Here is an 18,823-nt window from a genome sequence, read left to right as displayed (position 1 = left end):
TGGGGAATCGCGATACATCGTGTGTATTGACGCTCGTCGCGTACACGCGATATGTTCGGCAACGGATATTCGGAGACGAGGTGAGGTCATCATGGCGACGAAACGCCGGAAGCTGAGCAATCCGCTGGCGCTCGCGGTCATGGTGCTGCTCACCGAGAAGCCGATGCATCCGTACGAGATCGCCCAGACCCTGCGCCGACGGGGCAAGGACACCAGCCTGAAGATCAACTACGGCTCGCTCTACACCGTCGTGCAGAACCTGGAGAAGCACGGCTTCGTCGAGGTCGCGGAGGTGCAGCGACAGGGCAACCGCCCCGAGCGCACGCTGTACGGCATCACGGACGCCGGACGTGCGGAGGCCACGGAGTGGCTGTCGGACCTGCTCGCCGTCCCGGCGGAGGAGTATCCGATCTTCGAGGCCGCGCTCTCGCTGATGGGCGTGCTCCATCCCGACGAGGTGGCACGCCTGTTGGGGGAGCGGCTCAACATGCTGGAGGTGCGGGCCGCGAGTCTGCGCGGCGGCCTGGAGAAGCTGTACGAGACGCTGCCCCGGCTCTTCCTGATCGAGTCCGAGTTCAAGCTGCACATGATCGAGGCGGAGGCCGCATGGGTCCGCGGCTTCCTGGCGGAGGTCACGGCGGGCACGTTTCCGGGCGTCAGGGAGTGGCGGTCCTTCAGTGAGACGGGGGAGATCCCCGAGGAGTACCTGCAGTTGGAAGCCGGTGAGGTCGAAAGGCCGTAGCCGAACAGAGAAAAGACCCCGGCAGCGCTGTTGCAGCAGCTCCGCCGGGGTCTCGAACCCCGAACCGAACCCGCCGTGAGGCAGCTCCGGGCCATCGAGGTGCGGCACACCCAGGATAGCCCGGCGCTCTTCACGCGGATCGGCTCGGCACACCCACCCGAGATCACCGCTCACACAGGAGAGCAGTCGTCATGAGCAGTACCCGTGCGCCCGCGGTCGAGGCGCGTCAGCTGATCAAGACCTATCCGGGTGACGTCACCGCGCTCAGCGGCATGGACGTCACCGTCGAGACCGGCACCGTCTTCGGCCTGCTCGGCCCGAACGGCGCCGGCAAGTCCACCACCGTCAAGATCCTCACCACCCTGGCCCGTCCCGACTCCGGCTCCGCCACCGTGGCCGGTCACGACGTGCTGCGCCACCCGGACCGGGTGCGCCGCGCGATCGGCGTCGTCGCCCAGAACTCCGGCGCCGACCCGGTGGCCACCGGCCGGGAGAACCTCCAACTCCAGGGCAGGCTCTACGGCTTGAAGGGTGCGGGCCTGAACCGCCGGGTGGACGAACTGCTCGACCGCTTCAAGCTCGCCGACGCGGCGCGGCGCCCGGTCAAGGGCTACTCGGGCGGCATGCGGCGCCGGCTCGACGTGGCGCTCGGTCTCGTCCACCGCCCCGAGGTGCTCTTCCTCGACGAGCCCACCACCGGACTCGACCCCGAGGCGCGCACCGCGATGTGGGACGAGATCGCCCGCCTCGCCGGCGACGAGGGGCTGACCATCCTGCTCACCACGCACTACCTCGAGGAGGCCGACCGGCTCGCCGAGCGCATCGCGATCGTCGACCGCGGGCGTGTCGTGGTCGAGGGCACCCCGGACGCCCTGAAGGGCGAACTCCGCGGTGACGCCGTCCACGTGGAACTGCGCGAAGCCCTGGGAGACGCCGGTCGCACGCTGCTGAACGGCGCCCTCACCGGGCTGCCGGGCGTGCACGAGGCGCTGTTCGACGGCCGCCGTGTCAGTGTCCGCGCCGATGACGGGGCCGCCGCGATGCCCGCCCTGCTCGGGGTGCTGGAGCGGGCCGGGGTCGGGGTCGCCGCCGCGACCGTCGCCCGCCCCTCGCTCGACGACGTCTACCTCCGCTACGCGGGCCGCCGTTACGCGGAGGCGGAAGCGGAAGGCGCCGAGAACCTCGTCCTCGCCGGAGGTGTCCGATGAGCACCGCCGTCTCCCAGACCTGGTACATGACCCAGCGTCAGCTGATGGTGTTCGCGCGGCAGCCCGCCTACGCGATCATCACCCTGATCCAGCCGGTGATCTGGCTGTTCCTGTTCGGCAACCTCTTCAAGAAGGTCGTCGAACTCGGAGGCTTCGGCACCACCTCGTATCTGGACTACCTCGTCCCGGGCGTGGTCGTGATGAGCGCGCTCAGCTCCAACATGTGGGCGGGCATGGGCACGCTCGACGAGATCCAGCGCGGCACGCTCAACCGCTTCCTGACCACGCCCGTCAGCCGGGCCGCCCTGATGAACGGCAACGTCGTCAACAACGGCCTGATCACCGCGCTGCAGTCGGTCATCATCGTGCTGCTCGGCCTGCTGGGCGGCGCGGACTACCCGGGCGGCATCGGCGGCATCGCGATCCTGATCGTCGCCTCGGTCCTGCTCGGCACGATCTTCGGAGCGTTGTCCAACGCGCTGGGCATGCTGGTCCGGGAGCGGGAGTCGATCATCGGCATCAACACGTTCCTGCTGCTGCCGCTGACCTTCCTCTCCTCGGCCTTCATGGCCCCGTCCCAGATGCCCGGCTGGATGCGCCACATCGCCGACTTCAATCCGCTCAACTGGGCCATGGTGGCGGGGCGTTCGGCGATGTCCGAGCACCCCGACTGGGGTGTCGTGCTCGGCCGCTCGGGCGCGCTGCTCGCACTGGCCGTGGCGGCGGTGTGGCTGTCGATCCGTACGTTCAGGTCCTACCAGCGTTCCGTGTGACCCCGAAGGGCCGGGGTCGGCGTCCTGAGTGACGTTGAGGGGGCGGGAGTCAGGAGGCGGCCGACGCGGTCGCCTCCTGCTCCGCCTCCACCTGCGCGTTCCAGTCCCGCTTGGAAGCCTGCCAGCCGTCCTCGTTGTGCCCAAGGCGCCAGTAGCCGGAGATCGACAGGTCCTCGCGCGGGATCTCACGCTCGACCCGCAGCAGCCGGCGCAGCTCCTTCACGAAGCCCGCCTCGCCGTGCACGAACGCCTGCACCCGGCCCGCCGGGAAGTCGAGGGCGCGGACGGCCTCCACCAGGGCCTCGCCGAGCGGCCGGTCCCCGCGGTGCAGCCAGACGACCTCCACGTCGGAGTCGATCTTCTGCTCCTCCTCACGCCCGGAGATCTCCACGAAGGCGCGGGCCACGGCGCCCTCCGGCAGGGCCTCCAGGGCGGCGCTGATCGCGGGCAGCGCGCTCTCGTCACCGGCGAGCAGATGCCAGTCGGCGCTCGCGTCGGGCGCGTAGGCGCCACCCGGACCCATGAACCGTACGACCTCGCCCGGCTGGACGTGCGCCGCCCACGGCCCGGCCAGGCCCTCGTCGCCGTGCACCACGAAGTCGAGCGTCAGCTCGCGCAGTTCGGGGTCCCAGGCACGCACGGTGTACGTCCGGGTCACCGGCCACTGCTCGCGCGGGAGTTCCTCGCGGATCCGCTCCATGTCGAAGGCCTCGGGGTAGGTGACACCCTCCGGGGCGAACAGCAACTTCACATAGTGGTCGGTGCTGGTGCCCGCGGTGAACTCGGCGAGGCCCTCGCCGCCCAGCACGACACGCTGCATGTGGGGGGTCAACCGCTCGGTCCGCACGACGTGCGCGGAGTGGGGCTTCCTGGACCTGCGTGCCGGACGCTCTGCCATGACGGCCTCCTCGTTCACTCGCTTAGGCTTACCTAAGCTAGCATCTCTCCCCCAGTTAACACCCCCCGCGTGAAAAGCCCATGAGCCCCCCACATCAGGGCTCGAGTCGCGCGGTGGCAGGGGTCGAGTCCTGCTCCGTGAGTAAGGCTACCCTAAATTGAGAACGTCACTCTCCTGGGTGAGAACTTCATTTTCGCTCACTCCCGATCACTCGCCGAGCGTGGTGAGCAACCGCTGCAGCGACCCGCCCAGACCCCAGCGCGCGGCCAGTCCCTCCAGCGCGGCCGGGTCGCGCGGCGCGTGCGGCAACGCCGTGTCGACGTCCGGCAGAGGAACGTCACCGGCGACCCGTACGACCTTGGGCGCGACCGCGACGTACGGCCGCGACTCGTCGAGCCGCTTGCGCTGAGAAGGTGTCAGCTTCGCCTTGGGATCGTCGACCGCCGCCATGATTCCGGCCAGGTCGCCGAACTGGTCGAGCAGCTTGGCCGCCGTCTTCTCACCGATCCCCGGCACCCCCGGCAGACCGTCGCTCGGGTCGCCGCGCAGCAGCGCGAGATCCGCGTATCCGGAAGCGCCGACCCCGTACTTCTCGCGCAGCCAGGTCTCGTCGGTGAGCTGGAGCGTGCCCACACCCTTGAGGGGATACAGGACGCGCACCCCCCGCTTGTCGTCGACCAGTTGGTAGAGGTCGCGGTCGCCGGTGACGATGTCGACCGGGCCGTCGGCGCGCCCGGTGAAGGTGCCGATCACATCGTCCGCCTCGTACCCCTCGACCCCCACGCGGGCGATGCCCAGCGCGTCGAGGACCTCCTCGATGACCGGCACCTGCGGGGAAAGCGTGTCCGGCACCTCCTCCTCGTCCGGCCGGCCGGCCTCGGTCTCCACGGCGACGCGATGCGCCTTGTACGAGGGGATCAGGTCGACCCGCCACTGCGGGCGCCAGTCCGCGTCCATGCAGGCCACCAGATCGTCGGGGCGGTGGTCCCTGACCAGCCGGTCGATGAATTCGAGCAGCCCGCGCACGGCGTTCACGGGCGTGCCGTCCGGGGCCTTCACCGAGTCGGGGACCCCGAAGTAGGCACGGAAGTACAGGGAAGCGGTGTCGAGCAGCATCAGGCGTCTGGTCACGCCTCGCATCATGCCGTACGCCACTGACAGTGACCTGGACCACTCGTGTGTTTGCTCCGTGTAAGCGTGGGCAGGCGCGGCACCGGGACAACCCCGTTGGTTTTTCAACTGTCCGATCGAGAGGCACCCGTGTCATCCAGGCTTGAGGCCGAGCATTTGTACAAGGTGTTCGGGAGACGACCCGACGCCGCGGTGGAGCGGCTCCGTCAGGGAGCCGACCGTGAGGAACTGCGCGCCGACGGCACGACCGCCGCGGTGATCGACGCGTCCTTCACGGTGGAACCCGGCCAGATCTTCGTCGTCATGGGCCTGTCCGGATCCGGCAAGTCCACCCTCCTGCGCATGCTCAACGGACTCCTGGAGCCCACCGCGGGCCAGGTGCGCTTCGACGGCCAGGACCTGACCGCGCTCAGCGCCCGCGCGCTGCGCGAGGTCCGCTCGAAGAAGATCAGCATGGTCTTCCAGCACTTCGCGCTCTTCCCGCACCGCAGCGTCCTGGAGAACGCGGCCTACGGCCTCGAGGTCCAGGGTGTGCCGAGCGCCGAGCGCAAGGAACGCGCCACCAGGGCCCTGGAGCTGGCAGGGCTCGCCGGCTGGGAGAAGTCCTGGCCCGACGAGCTGTCCGGCGGTATGCAGCAGCGCGTCGGCCTCGCCCGCGCGCTCGCCACCGACGCCGATCTGCTGCTGATGGACGAGTCGTTCAGCGCGCTGGACCCGCTGATCCGGCGTGACATGCAGGACCAGCTGATCGAGCTTCAGAAGAAGCTCAAGAAGACCATCGTCTTCATCACCCACGACCTCAACGAGGCGATGCGCCTCGGCGACCGGATCGCGGTCATGCGTGACGGCCGCATCGTCCAGACCGGCACCGCCGAGGACATCCTCGTGCGTCCCGCGAACGACTACGTCGCCTCCTTCACCCAGGACGTCGACCGCTCCCGGGTTCTGACCGCCGGGGCCGTCATGGACACCGACGTACGCGGCGACGAGGCGGACTGCGACTGCGAGACCGCCACGCCCGACACCCCCTTCGTGGACCTCTGCGCGATCAGCGCCCGCCTCACGCACCCGGTGGCGGTGCTCGACGAGCGGCGCGCACTCGTGGGCGTCGTCCACCGGCAGCGCCTCGTCGCCTTCCTCGGCGACGAGCAGGGGACCCCCGCAGGCTGTGCCAGTCCTCGGCACGAGGCGGTGACGGCCGGTGCCTAGGATCCCCTTCGGCGACTGGGTCAACAGCGCCGTCGACTGGCTGCTGAACCACATGGCGTGGCTCTTCGACTTCTTCAAGACCGTCTTCCAGGGCACGTACGACGGCATCGACGCCGTCCTCCAGGCCCCCGAACCGCTCCTCCTCGCGGGCATCTTCGCGGTGATCGCGTTCTGGCTGCGCGGCACCTCCGCCGGTGTCCTCACCTTCGTGGGATTCGCGTTCATCGACTCCCTCGAACTGTGGGAGGACGCGATGGTGACCCTCTCGCTGGTCCTCGTCGCCACGCTCATCGCGCTCGTCGTCTCGGTACCCGTGGGCATCTGGGCGGCGCGCTCCGACCGGGTCAGCGGCATCGTCCGCCCGGTGCTGGACTTCATGCAGACGCTGCCCGCGATGATCTACCTCATCCCGGCGATCCTGTTCTTCGGCACCGGCGCCCCGGCCGGCATCGTGGCCACGCTGATCTTCGCGCTGGCCCCCGGCGTCCGCATGACCGAGCTGGGCATCCGCCAGGTCGACAAGGAACTCGTCGAGGCCGCCGACGCGTTCGGCACCACGCCCCGCGACACCCTGCTGCGCATCCAGCTGCCGCTCGCGCTGCCCACGGTGATGGCGGGCGTCAACCAGGTCATCATGCTGGGCCTGTCCATGGCCGCCATCGCGGGCATGGTCGGCACCGGCGGCCTCGGTGGCGACGTCAACGAGGCCATCGGGCAGCTGAACGTCGGCCTCGGCTCCGAGGCGGGCGTGGCCATCGTCATCCTGGCGATCTACCTGGACCGCATGACCAGCGCCCTGGGCACCCAGGTCTCCCCGCTCGGCCGCCGCGCCGCCGCCAAACTGCGCGCCGCGCAGGGCCTGAAGATCTGGTCCTACCGCCCCAGCTCGGCCGTCGCCGTCATCGGTGTCGTCGTGCTCGCGCTGGTCGCGGGCGGCATGGGCATGTTCGGCGGGACCGACTCGATGTCCACCGCGGCCGACGGCGAGAACGTCGGCCAGGGCAAGAAGGTCACCATCGGCTACATCCCGTGGGACGAGGGCGTCGCCTCCACCTTCCTGTGGAAGGAGATCCTCGAGGAGCGCGGCTTCCAGGTCGACACCAAGCAGTTCGACGCGGGCCCGCTGTACACCTCCCTCTCCCAGGGTGACATCGACTTCGAGACGGACTCCTGGCTGCCGACCACCCACGAGCAGTACTGGAAGAAGTACGGCAGCAAGCTCGACGACCTGGGCTCCTGGTTCGGCCCCACCTCGCTGGAGCTGAGCGTCCCCTCGTACATGAAGGGCGTCGACTCCCTCGCGGACCTCAAGGGCAAGGCCGGCACCTTCGGTGGCAAGGTCACCGGCATCGAGTCCAGCGCCGGAATGATGGGCCTGCTCAAGAGCAAGGTCCTCAAGGACTACGGCCTCGACAAGGAGTACAAGGTCGTCGACAGCTCCACGCCCGCGATGCTGGCCGAGCTGAAGCGCGCGTACGCCAAGAAGGAGCCGATCGTCGTCACCCTCTGGTCGCCGCACTGGGCCTACAGCGACTACGACCTGAAGAAGCTCAAGGACCCGAAGGGCGCCTGGGGCAAGGGCGACGGCGTGCACACCCTCTCCCGCAAGGGCTTCGCGCAGGACAACCCGGTCGTCGGGCAGTGGCTGAAGAACTTCAGGATGACGGAGAAGCAGCTCACCGGTCTCGAGGCCGAGATCAACAAGGTGGGCAAGGGCAAGCAGCAGGACGCGGTGCGCGCCTGGCTGAAGCGGAACCCCGGAGTCGTCGACAAGCTGGCCCCGGTCAAGAACTCCGTGGCCGCCGCCGAGACGAAGCGCCCGCTGGACGTGGCCTGGTTCCCCTGGGACGAGGACGTCGCCGTCAGCTACCTCTGGAAGAACGTCCTGGCGCGGCGCGGCTACACGCTGAACCTCAAGCAGATGGACGTCGGCCCCGTCTACACCGGCCTCGCCTCCGGTGACCTGGACCTCAACTTCGACGCCTGGCTGCCGTACGCCCAGTCGAACTACTGGGACCAGCACAAGAACGACCTGAGAGACCTGGGCACCTGGTACCGGCCGACCTCGCTGGAGATCGCCGTGCCCTCGTACGTGAAGGACGTCAAGTCCCTCGCGGACCTCAAGGGCAAGGCGGGCACCTTCGGCGGCCGGATCATCGGCATCGAGCCGGGCACCGGCGAGATGAACCTCCTGAAGACGAAGGTGCTTCCGGGCTACGGCCTGGACAAGGAGTACAAGGTCGTCGACGGCTCCACGCCCGCGATGCTGGCCGAGCTGAAGCGCGCCTACGCCAAGAAGCAGCCGGTCGCCGTCGTCCTGTGGTCCCCGCACTGGGCGTACAGCGAGTACCAGCTCACCAAGCTCGCCGACGACAAGAAGCTCTTCGGCGAGGGGAACACGATCCGGACCATCTCCAGCGAGAAGTTCCCCGAGCAGTACCCGCAGCTCACCAAATGGATCAAGAACTTCAGGATGAGCGAGTCCGAGCTCGGCACCCTGGAGAGCGAGATCAAGCAGCGCGGCCAGGGCCATGAGGAGGCGGCCGTCGCCACATGGCTGAAGGAGCACCCGGACGTGGTGGAGCGGATGACGCCGCAGTAACCGCGAGGACGTTCGCCGAGGGGTGGCCGTCGGTCGCACGGGTGTCGGACCCCGTGCGACCGACGGCCACCCATTTCGGCGTTCCCGGAGCCCCCTGTTCCGGCCCGCACTCGCGACCGACGACACCAGTGGCTACGTACTGACGTACGAGAAGGATCCGGACAACCGCATCGCCGTACGCGGCTGCGTCGATCCGGACGCCCTCCCGTCCGAGAACGCCTCCCACGCCGTCGCTGCGCCGCGCACCTCTCGCGCTGCGCCGAGGCGCTCCGGACATCACCTCCGTGTACGACGGCACGGTCGAGCGCACCGGTCACCACCGGGCACGCCGCGCCACCGACCGTGAACTCCGGGCCATCCTCAAGGACTTCACGACCTGGTACGACGGCCCCGACCGGCGGCCGGACCGCGCCCTGGGGTCCTGGGGCGTGCGCGGCGACCTCGGCGACCGCTCACTCCTCCAACTCGACCTCGGCAGACCAACTTTGACGGAAAGTCAGCCATGACGCCGGGCTTCGGGAGGTGACGGACGTACGCCGATGATCCGACGACCGGGCGGGCTGATCGGCTGACCATCCGCACCCACGGCGGCAGTCGCGCCCTCGCCGGTCCCTCCGTGCCCGCGCTCATCGGTCCGCGGGGGCATCCGGCCCTGCTGGTCAGCCTTTTCGTCCCGTGGGAGGGCATGGCGCCGGGGGAGTCGGGGCGACTCGTCTATTGGCGCGAATTGTGGCCCTCACCCTCCTCCGATGTGTCAGCGATGTGACGGGTGCATGAAACGGTTTGCCGAACATGCGTAGGGTGCAAACAACTCATCAGAAGTTGTGCGCCGAAGCAGCAGCCCGAGGGGCAGCCGAAGCGGCAGACCGAAGCAGTGGACCGACGACGCGTGGGAGGGAGCCGGAGCGATGGGCGACCACAAAGAACAGCCCCTTCGGGTGGGTGCGGCCGTCCGGCGGCGGCGCCGGGCACTGGAGCTCACGCTCGCCGTCGTGGCCGAGCGCAGCGGCCTGTCGGTGCCCTTCCTCAGCCAGGTCGAGAACGAACGGGCCCGGCCCAGCCGGAGCTCCCTCGAGCGGGTCGCCGACGCCCTGGGCACCACCGCCGTCGAACTGCTCGCGGCGGCCGACCCGGCGTGCAGTGTCGATGTGGTGCGCGCCGACTCGGGCGCCGAGTTCACTCCCGAAGCCCATATGCGCCCCCTGGTGCGCGGTCACCACCAGCTGCACGCCACGGAGTTCACCGGTGACCACGAGGAGGGCCGCGAACTCCAGCACCGCAACGACAAGTTGATGTACGTCGCCGACGGGGCCGTCGAGGTCGAGGCGGAGGGCCGCGCCCACCGCCTGGGGCGCGGCGACACGCTGTACCTCACCGGTGGGGTGCGCCACCGGTGGCGGGCGACCGTGCCGGACACCCGGGTGGTCGTGGTCGAGGTCGCCGACCACATCGAGGCGGTGGAGGACCGCCAGACCTTCGGCAAGCGCTGAGCCGTTCCCGCGCGGGCCGCTGCGATACTGGATGCCATGCCGCCCGAGACCTCCCGTCATGCCTAGCGGGCCCGCCGGAGTGCGTGTGGTGTCCCTCGTGCCCTCACTCACCGAGGCCGTGGCCGTCACCGTCCCCGGTGCCCTGGTCGGCGCGACCGACTGGTGCAGCCGTCCGCCGGACCTCGACGTCGTGCGCGTCGGCGGCACCAAGAACCCCGCGGTCGACCGGATCGTACGACTCGCCCCGGACCTGGTGATCGCCAACGAGGAGGAGAACCGCGAGCCCGATCTGACGGCGTTGCGGGAGGCGGGGATCGAGGTACTGGTCACGGAGGTCCGCGAGGTGCCGGAAGCCTTCCGCGAGCTGGCGCGGGTGCTGGGCGCGTGCGGCGCGCGGGGCCGCCCCCGCTGGCTGGACGAGGCGGAGGCCGCATGGGCGCGGCCCCCCGCTCCCGACCGCCGTACGACCGCGATCGTGCCGATCTGGCGGCGCCCCTGGATGGTCCTGGGCCGGGACACCTTCGCCGGGGACGTCCTGGCGCGCCTGGGCGTCGACAACGTGTACGCCCACCACGCCGACCGCTACCCCCGCGTCCCGCTCCCCGAACTCCGGGCGGCGGCCCCCGATCTCGTGGTCCTGCCCGACGAGCCGTACCGCTTCACCGCCGACGACGGCCCCGAGGCGTTCGAGGGCGTGCCCTGCGCGCTCGTCGACGGCCGCCTGCTGACCTGGTACGGGCCGTCGCTGGCACAGGCGCCGAGCCTGCTCGGCGCGGCGCTGCGAGCAGGGTCCGCGGAAGGTCGACGACGACCATGCTGAACGGCACCCCCGAGAGGCCGACGTGCTCCCCACCGTGCGCGAGCTCGGCATCGAGCGGGCGAGCGTGGCCCGGCCGGGTTCACAGGCGCACGATGACCAGGGCGGTGTCGTCGGTGGCGTCACCGGGTGGGATGAGGTCGGTGAGTACGGCGTCGGCGAGAGTTTCGGGGTCGTCCGCCTGGTGGCGGGCCAGGGAGTCGGCGAGCCGGGCGAGGCCCGCGTCGATGTCTTCGTCGCGGCGTTCGATCAGACCGTCGGTGTAGAGCACGAGGACGGCGCCCTCGCGGAAGGCCGCGACAGCCTGGATCCGGGGGCCGTGCTGAGGACGGGCGGCCAGTGGCGGGTCGGTGGCCTGGTCCAGGAACTCGACGGTCCCGTCCCCGTGCAGGAGCGCCGGCGGGGGGTGGCCGGCGCTGCTGTAGGTGATGGTGTGGTCCTCCCAGTCGACGAATGCCGTGGCCACGGTGGTGTTCTCGGCGCCGTCGACGGTGCGGGCGTACAGCCCGAGGACTTCCAGGGCGCGGGCGGGGCCTTCGGGGACCAGAGAGGCGGCGGCGAGGGCGCTGCGCAGTTGTCCCATGACGCCGGCCGCGTACAGGCCGTGGCCGACGACGTCGCCGACGGCCACGGCGATGCGATCGCCGGGCAGGTCGACCAGGTCGTACCAGTCGCCTGCCACATTCAGCGCTTCGGCGGCGGGCCGGTAGCGAACGGCCGCCGGGTGCCGGCCGACCGGGCGAGGAGCGGGCAACATGGCCTCTTGCAAGGTCAGCGCGACTTCACGGGCGCGGATGAGTTCGGTGACGTCCTCCACCCGGTGCAGCAGCAGCGTCACCCGCCCATCAGGTCCGAATACGGGAATGTTGGTCATGTTGAAGTACCGCTCGTGCCATACCCCCGGCTGGTCGGGGTCCTCCATGTCGTAGCGCTGCAGCGCTACGATACTGCGCTGACCGGTGTCCGCAGCCCGGCGCAGTGACGCCAGAACTCTGAGCAGGAGAGGCTCGGCGGGGTCCTTCTCGGGGCGGTCATCGGGCAGGAAGCGACCGACCAGCAGCTCGCGGGGGAGGCCCCGGAGGCGCAGGAACTCCGCGTTGGCGTCCGCGAAGATCAGCTGCGGAGTCACCAGCGCCACCGCCCCGGGAAGAGCCTGGAACACCGCCGCGTAGTCGACCGCCGGTTCTGCCATGATTTTCCCGCTTACCATGCCGCTGTCTGCCTATTCACGATACGAGCAGGGAGTCGCAGCTCGCACCATGAGGTTGCTGCGTTGCCGCGCCGTCGGTGCCCCTCGTGTGCCGTCGGTGCCCCTTGTGTACGGATCACGCCGGGATACATCCGGGTATCGCGATCTGGCCGGTGATCCAGCTGGACTCCGCGGACAGGAGGAAGACGATCATGGAGGCGCTTCCCGCTGCCACGCCGCCGGCGAGGAGACGTTGACGATCGAGCCGCCGCCCGAGGCGACCAGGGAGGCGATGGAGTCCTCGTCCCGGAGGTCGAACCGGACCGCAAGCAGCCGATCGACCGCTTCCGATCCGGAGGTGCCTCTACCTAGGTGTTGCGAGCAGCTCGCCGCTGACCAGGCCGCGCGCGGTGCGGGCGGCGGCCACGGACCAGGCGGCCACGAGAAGCGCGTACAGGGCGACCGCGAGCCAGTCGAACGCGACCAGCCCGGTGTGCCGGGCCAGGCTCTCGGCGCCGGTGACACAGGTCCCCACCGGGAAGGTGAACGCCCACCAGGTCATCGCGAACCCCATGCCCTGGCGGCGGGCCCGCGCCACCAGCGCGCCGGCGAGGCACAGCCACAGCAGTGCGAAGCCCAGCACGGGGACGCCGTAGAGGACGGCGAGCATCCCGAAACCCTGGTCGTAGGGGGCCGGCACGACGCCCGGTGCGAAGTCCGCGAACTTGCCGACCGCGGTCGTGGACTGGCCGAGCGGACCGAGCACGAGGAACAGCGTCGGAGTGAGCGCGAGCGGCAGCGGCCCCGCGGTGACGAGCCGGGCGAAGATCACCGGCAGCATCACGAAGGTGGCCAGCAGGCTCAGCCCGAACAGCGCGAAGCACCCGAGAAGCAGGGTCGCCCGGGGCTGGCCCGGGGGCAGGTGGGGCACGAGGAGCGGTCCGACGGCGGCCGACACCATGGGAGCGACGACGGGGAGCAGCCAGACGGGCGTGGCCTGGTCGGCGCGGATGCGGTGGCGTACGACCATCAGGTACGGGATGGCCAGGGCGGCGGCGAGTCCGACGGCCGTTCCGGCGGTGAACAGCACGGCGTCCACGGCGACCGCCGCCCGTGTTCCGATCCAATCCCCGCCGACGACGAGGGTGCCGCCGCCCACGGCCAGCAGGGCCATCGCCAGGCAGCCGTAGAAGGGGGCCATGGCCGGGTCGAGGAGGTGGGCGCGGGCGTGGTCGCGGTGGTGCGTCCAGTGCAGGGCGCGGGCGCCGAGCAGGGTCACGAGCATGAGGGCCGAGAGGGCCCAGACAGCCGTGCAGACGGTTCGCAGGCCCGGGACGTCGCCGGGGAGTCCGGCGCCCGCCGTCGCCACGATCGCGGTGCCCATGACGGAGGCGTACCAGTTCGGGCCGAGATACCGGACGGCGGTGACGCGCGGGCGTCCGACGTCGGCGGCGGGGGGCGACAGGAGGGGCTGGGCTGCGGTGACCATGTGTCCACGGTCGCGCGCCCGCCGGGTCCCCACCAGGGAGTACGGGTCTATGGGGGCATAAGCTGGCTTTATGGGTGTGAGTGCTGAGGGATCGATGGAGGGTGGCCGGTCGGGGGAACCGGGACCGGTCGCGGTCGGGATCGCGCATCGGGTGCCCGACCTAGGGGCGCTGGAACTGCTGCTCGCGGTGGCGCGGCTCGGGAGTCTCGGGCGGGCGGCGCGGGAGCTGGGGATCACTCAGCCCGCGGCCAGCAGCCGGATCCGTTCCATGGAACGGCAACTGGGGGTCGCGCTCGTCGACCGCTCGCCCCGGGGCTCGCGGCTCACCGACGCCGGGGTGCTGGTCACGGACTGGGCGCGACGGGTCGTGGAGGCGGCGGAGGCGTTCGACGCGGGGGCGCAGGCGTTGCGGGACCGGCGGGACTCTCGGCTGCGGGTGGCGGCGAGCATGACCATCGCCGAGTATCTGCTGCCGGGGTGGCTGCTCGCGCTGCGTGCGCAGCGGCCGGACACGGCGGTGTCGCTTCTCGCCGGGAACTCGACGGCCGTGGCGGAACGTCTTCTCGCGGGCGAGGCGGACCTCGGCTTCGTGGAGGGGCTGTCCGTGCCGCCCGCCCTCGACTCGACGGTCATCGCGCACGACCGGCTGATCGTGGTGACGGCGCCGGGGCATCCGTGGGCCCGGCGTCGCGCGCCGCTCGCGGGGGCGGAGCTGGCCGCGACGCCGTTGATCCTCCGGGAGGAGGGGTCGGGTACGCGGCAGGTTCTCGACGCGGCGCTGGGTGGGTTGGCGCGGCCGTTGATCGAGCTTTCCTCGACCACGGCGGTGAAGGCGGCGGCGGTGAGTGGGGCGGGGCCCGCCGTCCTGAGCGAGCTGGCCCTCGGCGAGGAGCTGTCGACGCATCGGCTGGTGAGCATCCCGCTGTCCGACGTTCAGCTCCGCCGGGCCCTGAGGGCGGTATGGCCCACGGGCCACCGCCCTACGGGCCCGGCCCGGGAACTGCTCTCACTGACACGGGGCTTGTAGGCGCCGTTTCCGCGCCCCCGCCGCCCCTACCCGTCCCATCCCTGCCTGGGGGGCTCCGCCCCCAGACCCCCGGGTGGGTTTGTCGGCTGCGGGCCGGTGGGGGCCGATCGCGCAGTTCCCCGCGCCCCTGGGCCACGGGGCTGCGCCCCGGCCCCCATCGGCCTGAAAGGCCTCGTCCTCAAACGCCGGACGGGCTGAGGCTCTTAGGGGCGCGGGGAACTGCGCGCCCAGCCCCCACCGGCCCGCAGCCGACACACTCACCCGGGGGGGCTGGGGGGGCGGAGAAATCGGTGGCGGTCGGGGGCAGGGGCCCGCAGGATGCGGGGCATGACTCCGACCGCTCCGCCCGCCGCGGGCCTGCGCACACCCTGGGAAGAACTCCCTCGCACGCTCCGGGACGCCGTCGCGGACGTGCTCGGCGCGCCGGTGCGGACGGCCGTCACGCAGGCGGGCGGCTTCTCGCCCGGTGCCGCCGCCCGCGTGACCACCACGGACCACCGCCGTGCGTTCGTGAAGGCGGTCAGCGGAGAGACGAACCCCGACAGCCCCGCCCTGCACCGGACGGAGGCGAGGAACGCCTCCGCACTCCCGCCGAACACCCCGGCCCCCAGGCTCCTCGGCACCTACGACGACGGCACCTGGGTCGCCCTCGTCTTCGAGGACGTGGCGGGCCGTCAGCCCCATGTCCCCTGGCGGGAGGACGAGTTCAGACGCGTGCTCGACGCCGTCGAGGAGTTGGGTCGGGCCCTGACGCCGGCACCGTTCGACGCCCCGACCGCCGCGCAGTCCCTGGCCCACGCCTTCCAGGGGTGGCGGCAGCTCATCGACTCCGGGGACACCGGGGGCGCGGGCCTCGACCCGTGGATCGCGGCGCACCTGCACGAACTGGCCGAACTCTCCGCCCCGTGGGCCGAGTTCGCCACCGGCGACACCCTCGCGCACGCCGACCTGCGCGCGGACAACGTCCTGCTCACGAGGGACGGCGGGGTCGTCTTCGTCGACTGGCCCCACGCCGTGCGCGCCGCCCCGTGGTTCGACCTGCTGCTGATGCTCCCCTGCGTCCGCGCCCAGGGCGGCCCCGACCCGGAAGAGGTGTTCACCACCCACCCGCTGGGCCGCGACGCCGACCCGGAAGGCGTCACCGCCACCCTGGCGGCCCTCGCCGGCTTCTTCGTCCAGCAGTCCCGGCAGCCACCGCCCCCGGGACTGCCGACCCTGCGCGCCTTCCAGCACGCCCAGGGCGCCGCCGCCCTCGGCTGGCTCAGGAAGCGGCTCGCACCAGCGCCCGCATGACCCTCAGGTCCTCGCCCATCTCGGGATGCCACTGCACACCCAACACCCAGCGGGAAGAGGGGAGTTCGATCGCCTCCACCGTCCCGTCGAGCGCGTGCGCCGAGGCCGTCAGTCCCTCTCCGAGGCGTTCGACCGCCTGGTGGTGATACGTCGGCACGGCGCAGGTCTCCGGCACGACATCCCCGTACAGACTCCCCGCCACCGGCGTCACCTCGTGCCGCCCGAAGACCCCGACGTCCTTCACATGCCCGTCGATGTGCTGGACGAGCGTGCCGCCGAGGGCGACGTTGAGGAGCTGCATGCCCCGGCAGATGCCCAGGAGCGGGGTGCCGGCCGCCAACGCGGCGTCGATCAGGGCGAGTTCCCAGGCGTCGCGGGCCGCGGCCGGCGGACCGGTCCGCGGGGAGCGCTCGGCGCCGTAGTGGACCGGGTCGACATCGGGGCCGCCCGCGATCACGAGGCCGTCGAGACGGGCGACGGTCGACGCGGCGTGGGCGGGGTCGTCCGGCGGCAGCATCGCGGCGAGGCCCCCCGCCGCCTGGACGAGCCGCGGATAGCCGGCCGGCAGCAGAGCGGCCTCCAGCTCCCACACCCCCCAGCGCGCCCCGGCCTCCAGATACGTACTCACGCCGATCAGCGGTCTGCCCACGCCGCTCACACCGCTCACGCCGCCCGCACCGTCCGTACCTCCCACGCCGCGCTCCCTGGGGATTCAATGGAATGCAGTCATACCTTTGAAGTCTTTGTACGGTACCGGCAGAGGGCTCACGCCAGGAAGCCCCGCAGCAGCGCCGCCGTCCCCGCGCAGTGCTCCCGCATCATCTCCCGCGCCCCGTCCGCGTCCCCGTCGAGCACCGCCTCGACCAGCGCGGTGTGCTGGCGCTGGGAGTGCTCCAGGTTGCGGACCAGGAGGGGAATGCAGTCGAGCAGGTCGTTGACGGAGGCGCGGACAGCCGCGTACTGGGCCGTCAGGGACGGCGAACCGCTCAGCTCGGCGAGGGTGAGGTGGAGCAGGGTGTCCAGGCGCCGGTAGTCCGCCAGCGGCGCCTCGTGGGTGCGGGCCAGCGCCTCGCGCAGTCGCTCGGCCTGCTCCGGGGAGAGCCCGTGCGTCGCGCACAGCCCCGCCGCCCCCACCTCCAGCACCTCACGGAAACGCAGGACGTCCTCGATGTCGACCTCGGCGAACCGGCGCCGCAGCTCGTCCTCGCCGGGGGTCTCGGCCCTCGGCACCACGAACGTGCCGCCGTACCGTCCGCGCCGCGACTCGACAAGACCCTGGTCCTGGAGCACCTTCAGCACCTCGCGCAGCGTCACCCGGCTGATCCCCAGCCGCTCCGCCAGCTCCCGCTCCGCGGGCAGCCGTCCGCCGCCGGGCACCAGCCCCAGCCTGACCACCTGGAGGATCTGCTCCAGCGCCTCCTCGAAACCGTTGCCCGCCCGCACCGGCCGCAGCACCGGCGTCAGTCGGTCGTCCACACCACCGTCGGCTTCCGCCCGCGTCATCTGGTCGTGCCCCCTTCCCAAGCAATGGTTCTCGGCAATACCTTATGGCTCTCGGCTGACCCAAGGAGGCTTTTCCGGTGGCAGACCGCACACCCCCGCTCGCCGTCGAGGAGCTGCACGCCCTCGTCGCGGGCGGCGAGATCGACACCGTCGTCCTGGCCTTCCCCGACATGCAGGGGCGGCTCCAGGGCAAGCGGTTCGCCGCGCGCTTCTTCCTCGACGAGGTCCTCGAGCACGGCACGGAGGGCTGCAACTACCTCCTCGCCGTCGACACCGAGATGAACACGGTCGACGGATACGCCATGTCCTCCTGGGACCGGGGCTACGGCGACTTCGCCATGCGCCCCGATCTCAGCACCCTACGGCGGGTGCCGTGGAACGAGGGCACCGCCCTGCTCGTCGCCGACCTCGCCTGGAACGACGGCTCCCCGGTCGTGGCCGCGCCCCGCCAGATCCTGCGCCGGCAGCTCGACCGCCTCGCCGAACTCGGCTACACCGCCCAGGTCGGCACCGAGCTCGAGTTCATCGTCTTCAAGGACACCTACGAGCAGGCCTGGGACGCGAGCTACAAGGGGCTCACTCCGGCCAATCAGTACAACATCGACTACTCGGTCCTCGGCACCGGGCGCATCGAGCCACTGCTGCGCCGCATCCGCAACGAGATGCAGGCCGCGGGGCTGACCGTCGAGTCCGCCAAGGGCGAGTGCAACCCCGGCCAGCACGAGATCGCCTTCAAGTACGACGAGGCCCTCGTCACCTGCGACCAGCACGCCATCTACAAGACCGGAGCCAAGGAGATCGCCTCCCAGGAGGGCGTCTCGCTCACCTTCATGGCCAAGTACAACGAGCGCGAGGGCAACTCCTGTCACATCCACCTCTCGCTCACGGACGCGGACGGCACGAACGTGATGGCCGGCTCGGCGCAGGACCCGGGCGGCATGTCCGAGGTCATGCGGCACTTCCTCGCCGGGCAGCTGGCGGCCCTGCGCGACTTCTCGCTCCTCTACGCGCCCAACATCAACTCCTACAAGCGCTTCCAGCCCGGCTCCTTCGCGCCGACCGCCGTCGCCTGGGGATACGACAACCGCACCTGTTCGCTCCGCGTCGTCGGCCACGGCCGCTCGATGCGCTTCGAGAACCGGCTGCCCGGCGGTGACGTCAATCCGCACCTGGCCGTCGCCGGGCTCGTCGCGGCCGGCCTGTACGGCATCGAACAGAAGCTGGAGCTGCCGGAGCCGTGCGCGGGCAACGCGTACACCGCCGAGTACGCGCACGTGCCCACCACCCTGCGCGAGGCCGCCGAGCTCTGGGAGAACAGCCCCATCGCCAAGGCCGCCTTCGGTGACGAGGTGGTCGCGCACTACGGCAACATGGCCCGCGTCGAGCTGGAGGCCTTCGACGCCGCGGTGACCGACTGGGAGCTGCGCCGCTCCTTCGAACGCATGTGAGAGG

Annotated in this window: 17 protein-coding genes; 11 read left to right on the top strand and 6 right to left on the bottom strand. The window is 70.9% G+C overall.

What is annotated here, in order from left to right; genetic code table 11:
- Positions 1-91: 91 nt before the first annotated feature.
- The 3 genes from FNV62_RS13350 to FNV62_RS13340 all read left to right on the top strand — a co-directional run bounded on the left by FNV62_RS13350 (position 92) and on the right by FNV62_RS13340 (position 2,723).
- On the top strand, positions 92-742 hold the full coding sequence (locus FNV62_RS13350) for a PadR family transcriptional regulator (RefSeq protein ID WP_097283974.1): 651 nt from the start codon (positions 92-94) through the stop codon (positions 740-742).
- A 191-nt stretch (positions 743-933) separates the two neighbouring features.
- Positions 934-1,950: an ATP-binding cassette domain-containing protein gene (locus tag FNV62_RS13345; protein WP_143601116.1), complete on the top strand. Its 1,017-nt coding sequence runs from the start codon at positions 934-936 to the stop codon at positions 1,948-1,950.
- Complete coding sequence (locus FNV62_RS13340; RefSeq protein ID WP_060899887.1) at positions 1,947-2,723, top strand: ABC transporter permease; 777 nt, start codon at positions 1,947-1,949, stop codon at positions 2,721-2,723. Before FNV62_RS13345 ends, FNV62_RS13340 begins: the two co-directional genes overlap by 4 nt.
- 49 nt (positions 2,724-2,772) lie before the next feature.
- Here FNV62_RS13340 and FNV62_RS13335 read toward each other — a convergent pair whose 3' ends face one another.
- Both FNV62_RS13335 and FNV62_RS13330 read right to left on the bottom strand, forming a co-directional pair.
- Positions 2,773-3,621, bottom strand: a complete 849-nt coding sequence (locus FNV62_RS13335) for a siderophore-interacting protein (protein ID WP_143612899.1) — start codon at positions 3,619-3,621, stop codon at positions 2,773-2,775.
- A gap of 207 nt (positions 3,622-3,828) precedes the next feature.
- A complete protein-coding gene (locus FNV62_RS13330) occupies positions 3,829-4,761 on the bottom strand; it encodes a 5'-3' exonuclease (RefSeq protein ID WP_211179531.1) in 933 nt (310 codons plus the stop codon).
- A 120-nt stretch (positions 4,762-4,881) separates the two neighbouring features.
- Here FNV62_RS13330 and FNV62_RS13325 point away from each other — a divergent pair, with 120 nt between their 5' ends.
- From FNV62_RS13325 to FNV62_RS13305, 5 genes are all read left to right on the top strand, one after another.
- Entirely contained in the window at positions 4,882-5,961 is a 1,080-nt protein-coding gene (locus FNV62_RS13325; protein WP_097283971.1) for a quaternary amine ABC transporter ATP-binding protein, read from the top strand.
- Positions 5,954-8,563, top strand: coding sequence for an ABC transporter permease/substrate binding protein (locus FNV62_RS13320; protein ID WP_143626813.1), 2,610 nt, complete (start codon positions 5,954-5,956; stop codon positions 8,561-8,563). The genes FNV62_RS13325 and FNV62_RS13320 overlap by 8 nt, the downstream gene beginning before the upstream one ends.
- 284 nt (positions 8,564-8,847) lie before the next feature.
- A complete protein-coding gene (locus FNV62_RS13315) occupies positions 8,848-9,069 on the top strand; it encodes a hypothetical protein (protein WP_143612897.1) in 222 nt (73 codons plus the stop codon).
- A 402-nt stretch (positions 9,070-9,471) separates the two neighbouring features.
- Positions 9,472-10,053, top strand: a complete 582-nt coding sequence (locus FNV62_RS13310; RefSeq protein WP_060899882.1) for a helix-turn-helix domain-containing protein — start codon at positions 9,472-9,474, stop codon at positions 10,051-10,053.
- A 58-nt stretch (positions 10,054-10,111) separates the two neighbouring features.
- Positions 10,112-10,873, top strand: coding sequence for a helical backbone metal receptor (locus FNV62_RS13305; protein WP_225900253.1), 762 nt, complete (start codon positions 10,112-10,114; stop codon positions 10,871-10,873).
- A 79-nt stretch (positions 10,874-10,952) separates the two neighbouring features.
- On the opposite strand, the gene FNV62_RS13300 is transcribed toward FNV62_RS13305, so the two are convergent.
- Positions 10,953-12,062, bottom strand: a complete 1,110-nt coding sequence (locus FNV62_RS13300; RefSeq protein WP_097283967.1) for a PP2C family protein-serine/threonine phosphatase — start codon at positions 12,060-12,062, stop codon at positions 10,953-10,955.
- Between the two features lie 361 nt (positions 12,063-12,423).
- Positions 12,424-13,548 (bottom strand): TDT family transporter, encoded by a 1,125-nt coding sequence (locus FNV62_RS13295; RefSeq protein ID WP_143612896.1) that lies wholly within the window; start codon positions 13,546-13,548, stop codon positions 12,424-12,426.
- A 94-nt stretch (positions 13,549-13,642) separates the two neighbouring features.
- Here FNV62_RS13295 and FNV62_RS13290 point away from each other — a divergent pair, with 94 nt between their 5' ends.
- Positions 13,643-14,575 carry a LysR family transcriptional regulator gene (locus FNV62_RS13290; protein ID WP_179858520.1) on the top strand — a complete coding sequence of 311 codons (933 nt, stop codon included), beginning with the start codon at positions 13,643-13,645 and terminating at the stop codon, positions 14,573-14,575.
- Positions 14,576-14,902: 327 nt separating this feature from the next.
- Complete coding sequence (locus tag FNV62_RS13285) at positions 14,903-15,868, top strand: aminoglycoside phosphotransferase family protein (RefSeq protein WP_143612894.1); 966 nt, start codon at positions 14,903-14,905, stop codon at positions 15,866-15,868.
- Here the strand turns inward: FNV62_RS13285 and FNV62_RS13280 are convergent.
- Positions 15,837-16,562, bottom strand: coding sequence for a gamma-glutamyl-gamma-aminobutyrate hydrolase family protein (locus tag FNV62_RS13280; RefSeq protein WP_225900252.1), 726 nt, complete (start codon positions 16,560-16,562; stop codon positions 15,837-15,839). The genes FNV62_RS13285 and FNV62_RS13280 overlap by 32 nt on opposite strands.
- Before the next feature lie 71 nt (positions 16,563-16,633).
- Positions 16,634-17,371: a FadR/GntR family transcriptional regulator gene (locus tag FNV62_RS13275; protein WP_060902306.1), complete on the bottom strand. Its 738-nt coding sequence runs from the start codon at positions 17,369-17,371 to the stop codon at positions 16,634-16,636.
- 77 nt (positions 17,372-17,448) lie between these two features.
- On the opposite strand from FNV62_RS13275, the gene FNV62_RS13270 reads away from it, so the two are divergent.
- The gene (locus FNV62_RS13270; protein ID WP_143601111.1) at positions 17,449-18,819 is read left to right on the top strand and encodes a glutamine synthetase family protein; all 1,371 of its coding nucleotides are present in this window, start codon (positions 17,449-17,451) and stop codon (positions 18,817-18,819) included.
- The last annotated feature ends 4 nt before the right edge of the window (positions 18,820-18,823 follow it).

Origin of the sequence: Streptomyces sp. RLB3-17, assembly GCF_007113425.2 — a bacterium.
In the GTDB taxonomy this organism is placed as follows: domain Bacteria; phylum Actinomycetota; class Actinomycetes; order Streptomycetales; family Streptomycetaceae; genus Streptomyces; species Streptomyces mirabilis_D.
Note: the sequence above shows the minus strand (reverse complement) of the source record. Positions and strands in the feature narration are given on the sequence as shown.

Bases quoted from the DNA above. Each gene is read 5' to 3' on its own strand.
- FNV62_RS13330 (WP_211179531.1), bottom strand. From the start codon at position 4,761: ATGCGAGGCGTGACCAGACGCCTGATGCTGCTCGACACCGCTTCCCTG.
- FNV62_RS13290 (WP_179858520.1), top strand. From the start codon at position 13,643: ATGGAGGGTGGCCGGTCGGGGGAACCGGGACCGGTCGCGGTCGGGATC.
- FNV62_RS13350 (WP_097283974.1), top strand. From the start codon at position 92: ATGGCGACGAAACGCCGGAAGCTGAGCAATCCGCTGGCGCTCGCGGTC.
- FNV62_RS13275 (WP_060902306.1), bottom strand. From the start codon at position 17,371: ATGACGCGGGCGGAAGCCGACGGTGGTGTGGACGACCGACTGACGCCG.
- FNV62_RS13340 (WP_060899887.1), top strand. From the start codon at position 1,947: ATGAGCACCGCCGTCTCCCAGACCTGGTACATGACCCAGCGTCAGCTG.
- FNV62_RS13285 (WP_143612894.1), top strand. From the start codon at position 14,903: ATGACTCCGACCGCTCCGCCCGCCGCGGGCCTGCGCACACCCTGGGAA.
- FNV62_RS13295 (WP_143612896.1), bottom strand. From the start codon at position 13,548: ATGGTCACCGCAGCCCAGCCCCTCCTGTCGCCCCCCGCCGCCGACGTC.
- FNV62_RS13345 (WP_143601116.1), top strand. From the start codon at position 934: ATGAGCAGTACCCGTGCGCCCGCGGTCGAGGCGCGTCAGCTGATCAAG.
- FNV62_RS13300 (WP_097283967.1), bottom strand. From the start codon at position 12,062: ATGGCAGAACCGGCGGTCGACTACGCGGCGGTGTTCCAGGCTCTTCCC.
- FNV62_RS13305 (WP_225900253.1), top strand. From the start codon at position 10,112: ATGCCTAGCGGGCCCGCCGGAGTGCGTGTGGTGTCCCTCGTGCCCTCA.
- FNV62_RS13335 (WP_143612899.1), bottom strand. From the start codon at position 3,621: ATGGCAGAGCGTCCGGCACGCAGGTCCAGGAAGCCCCACTCCGCGCAC.
- FNV62_RS13310 (WP_060899882.1), top strand. From the start codon at position 9,472: ATGGGCGACCACAAAGAACAGCCCCTTCGGGTGGGTGCGGCCGTCCGG.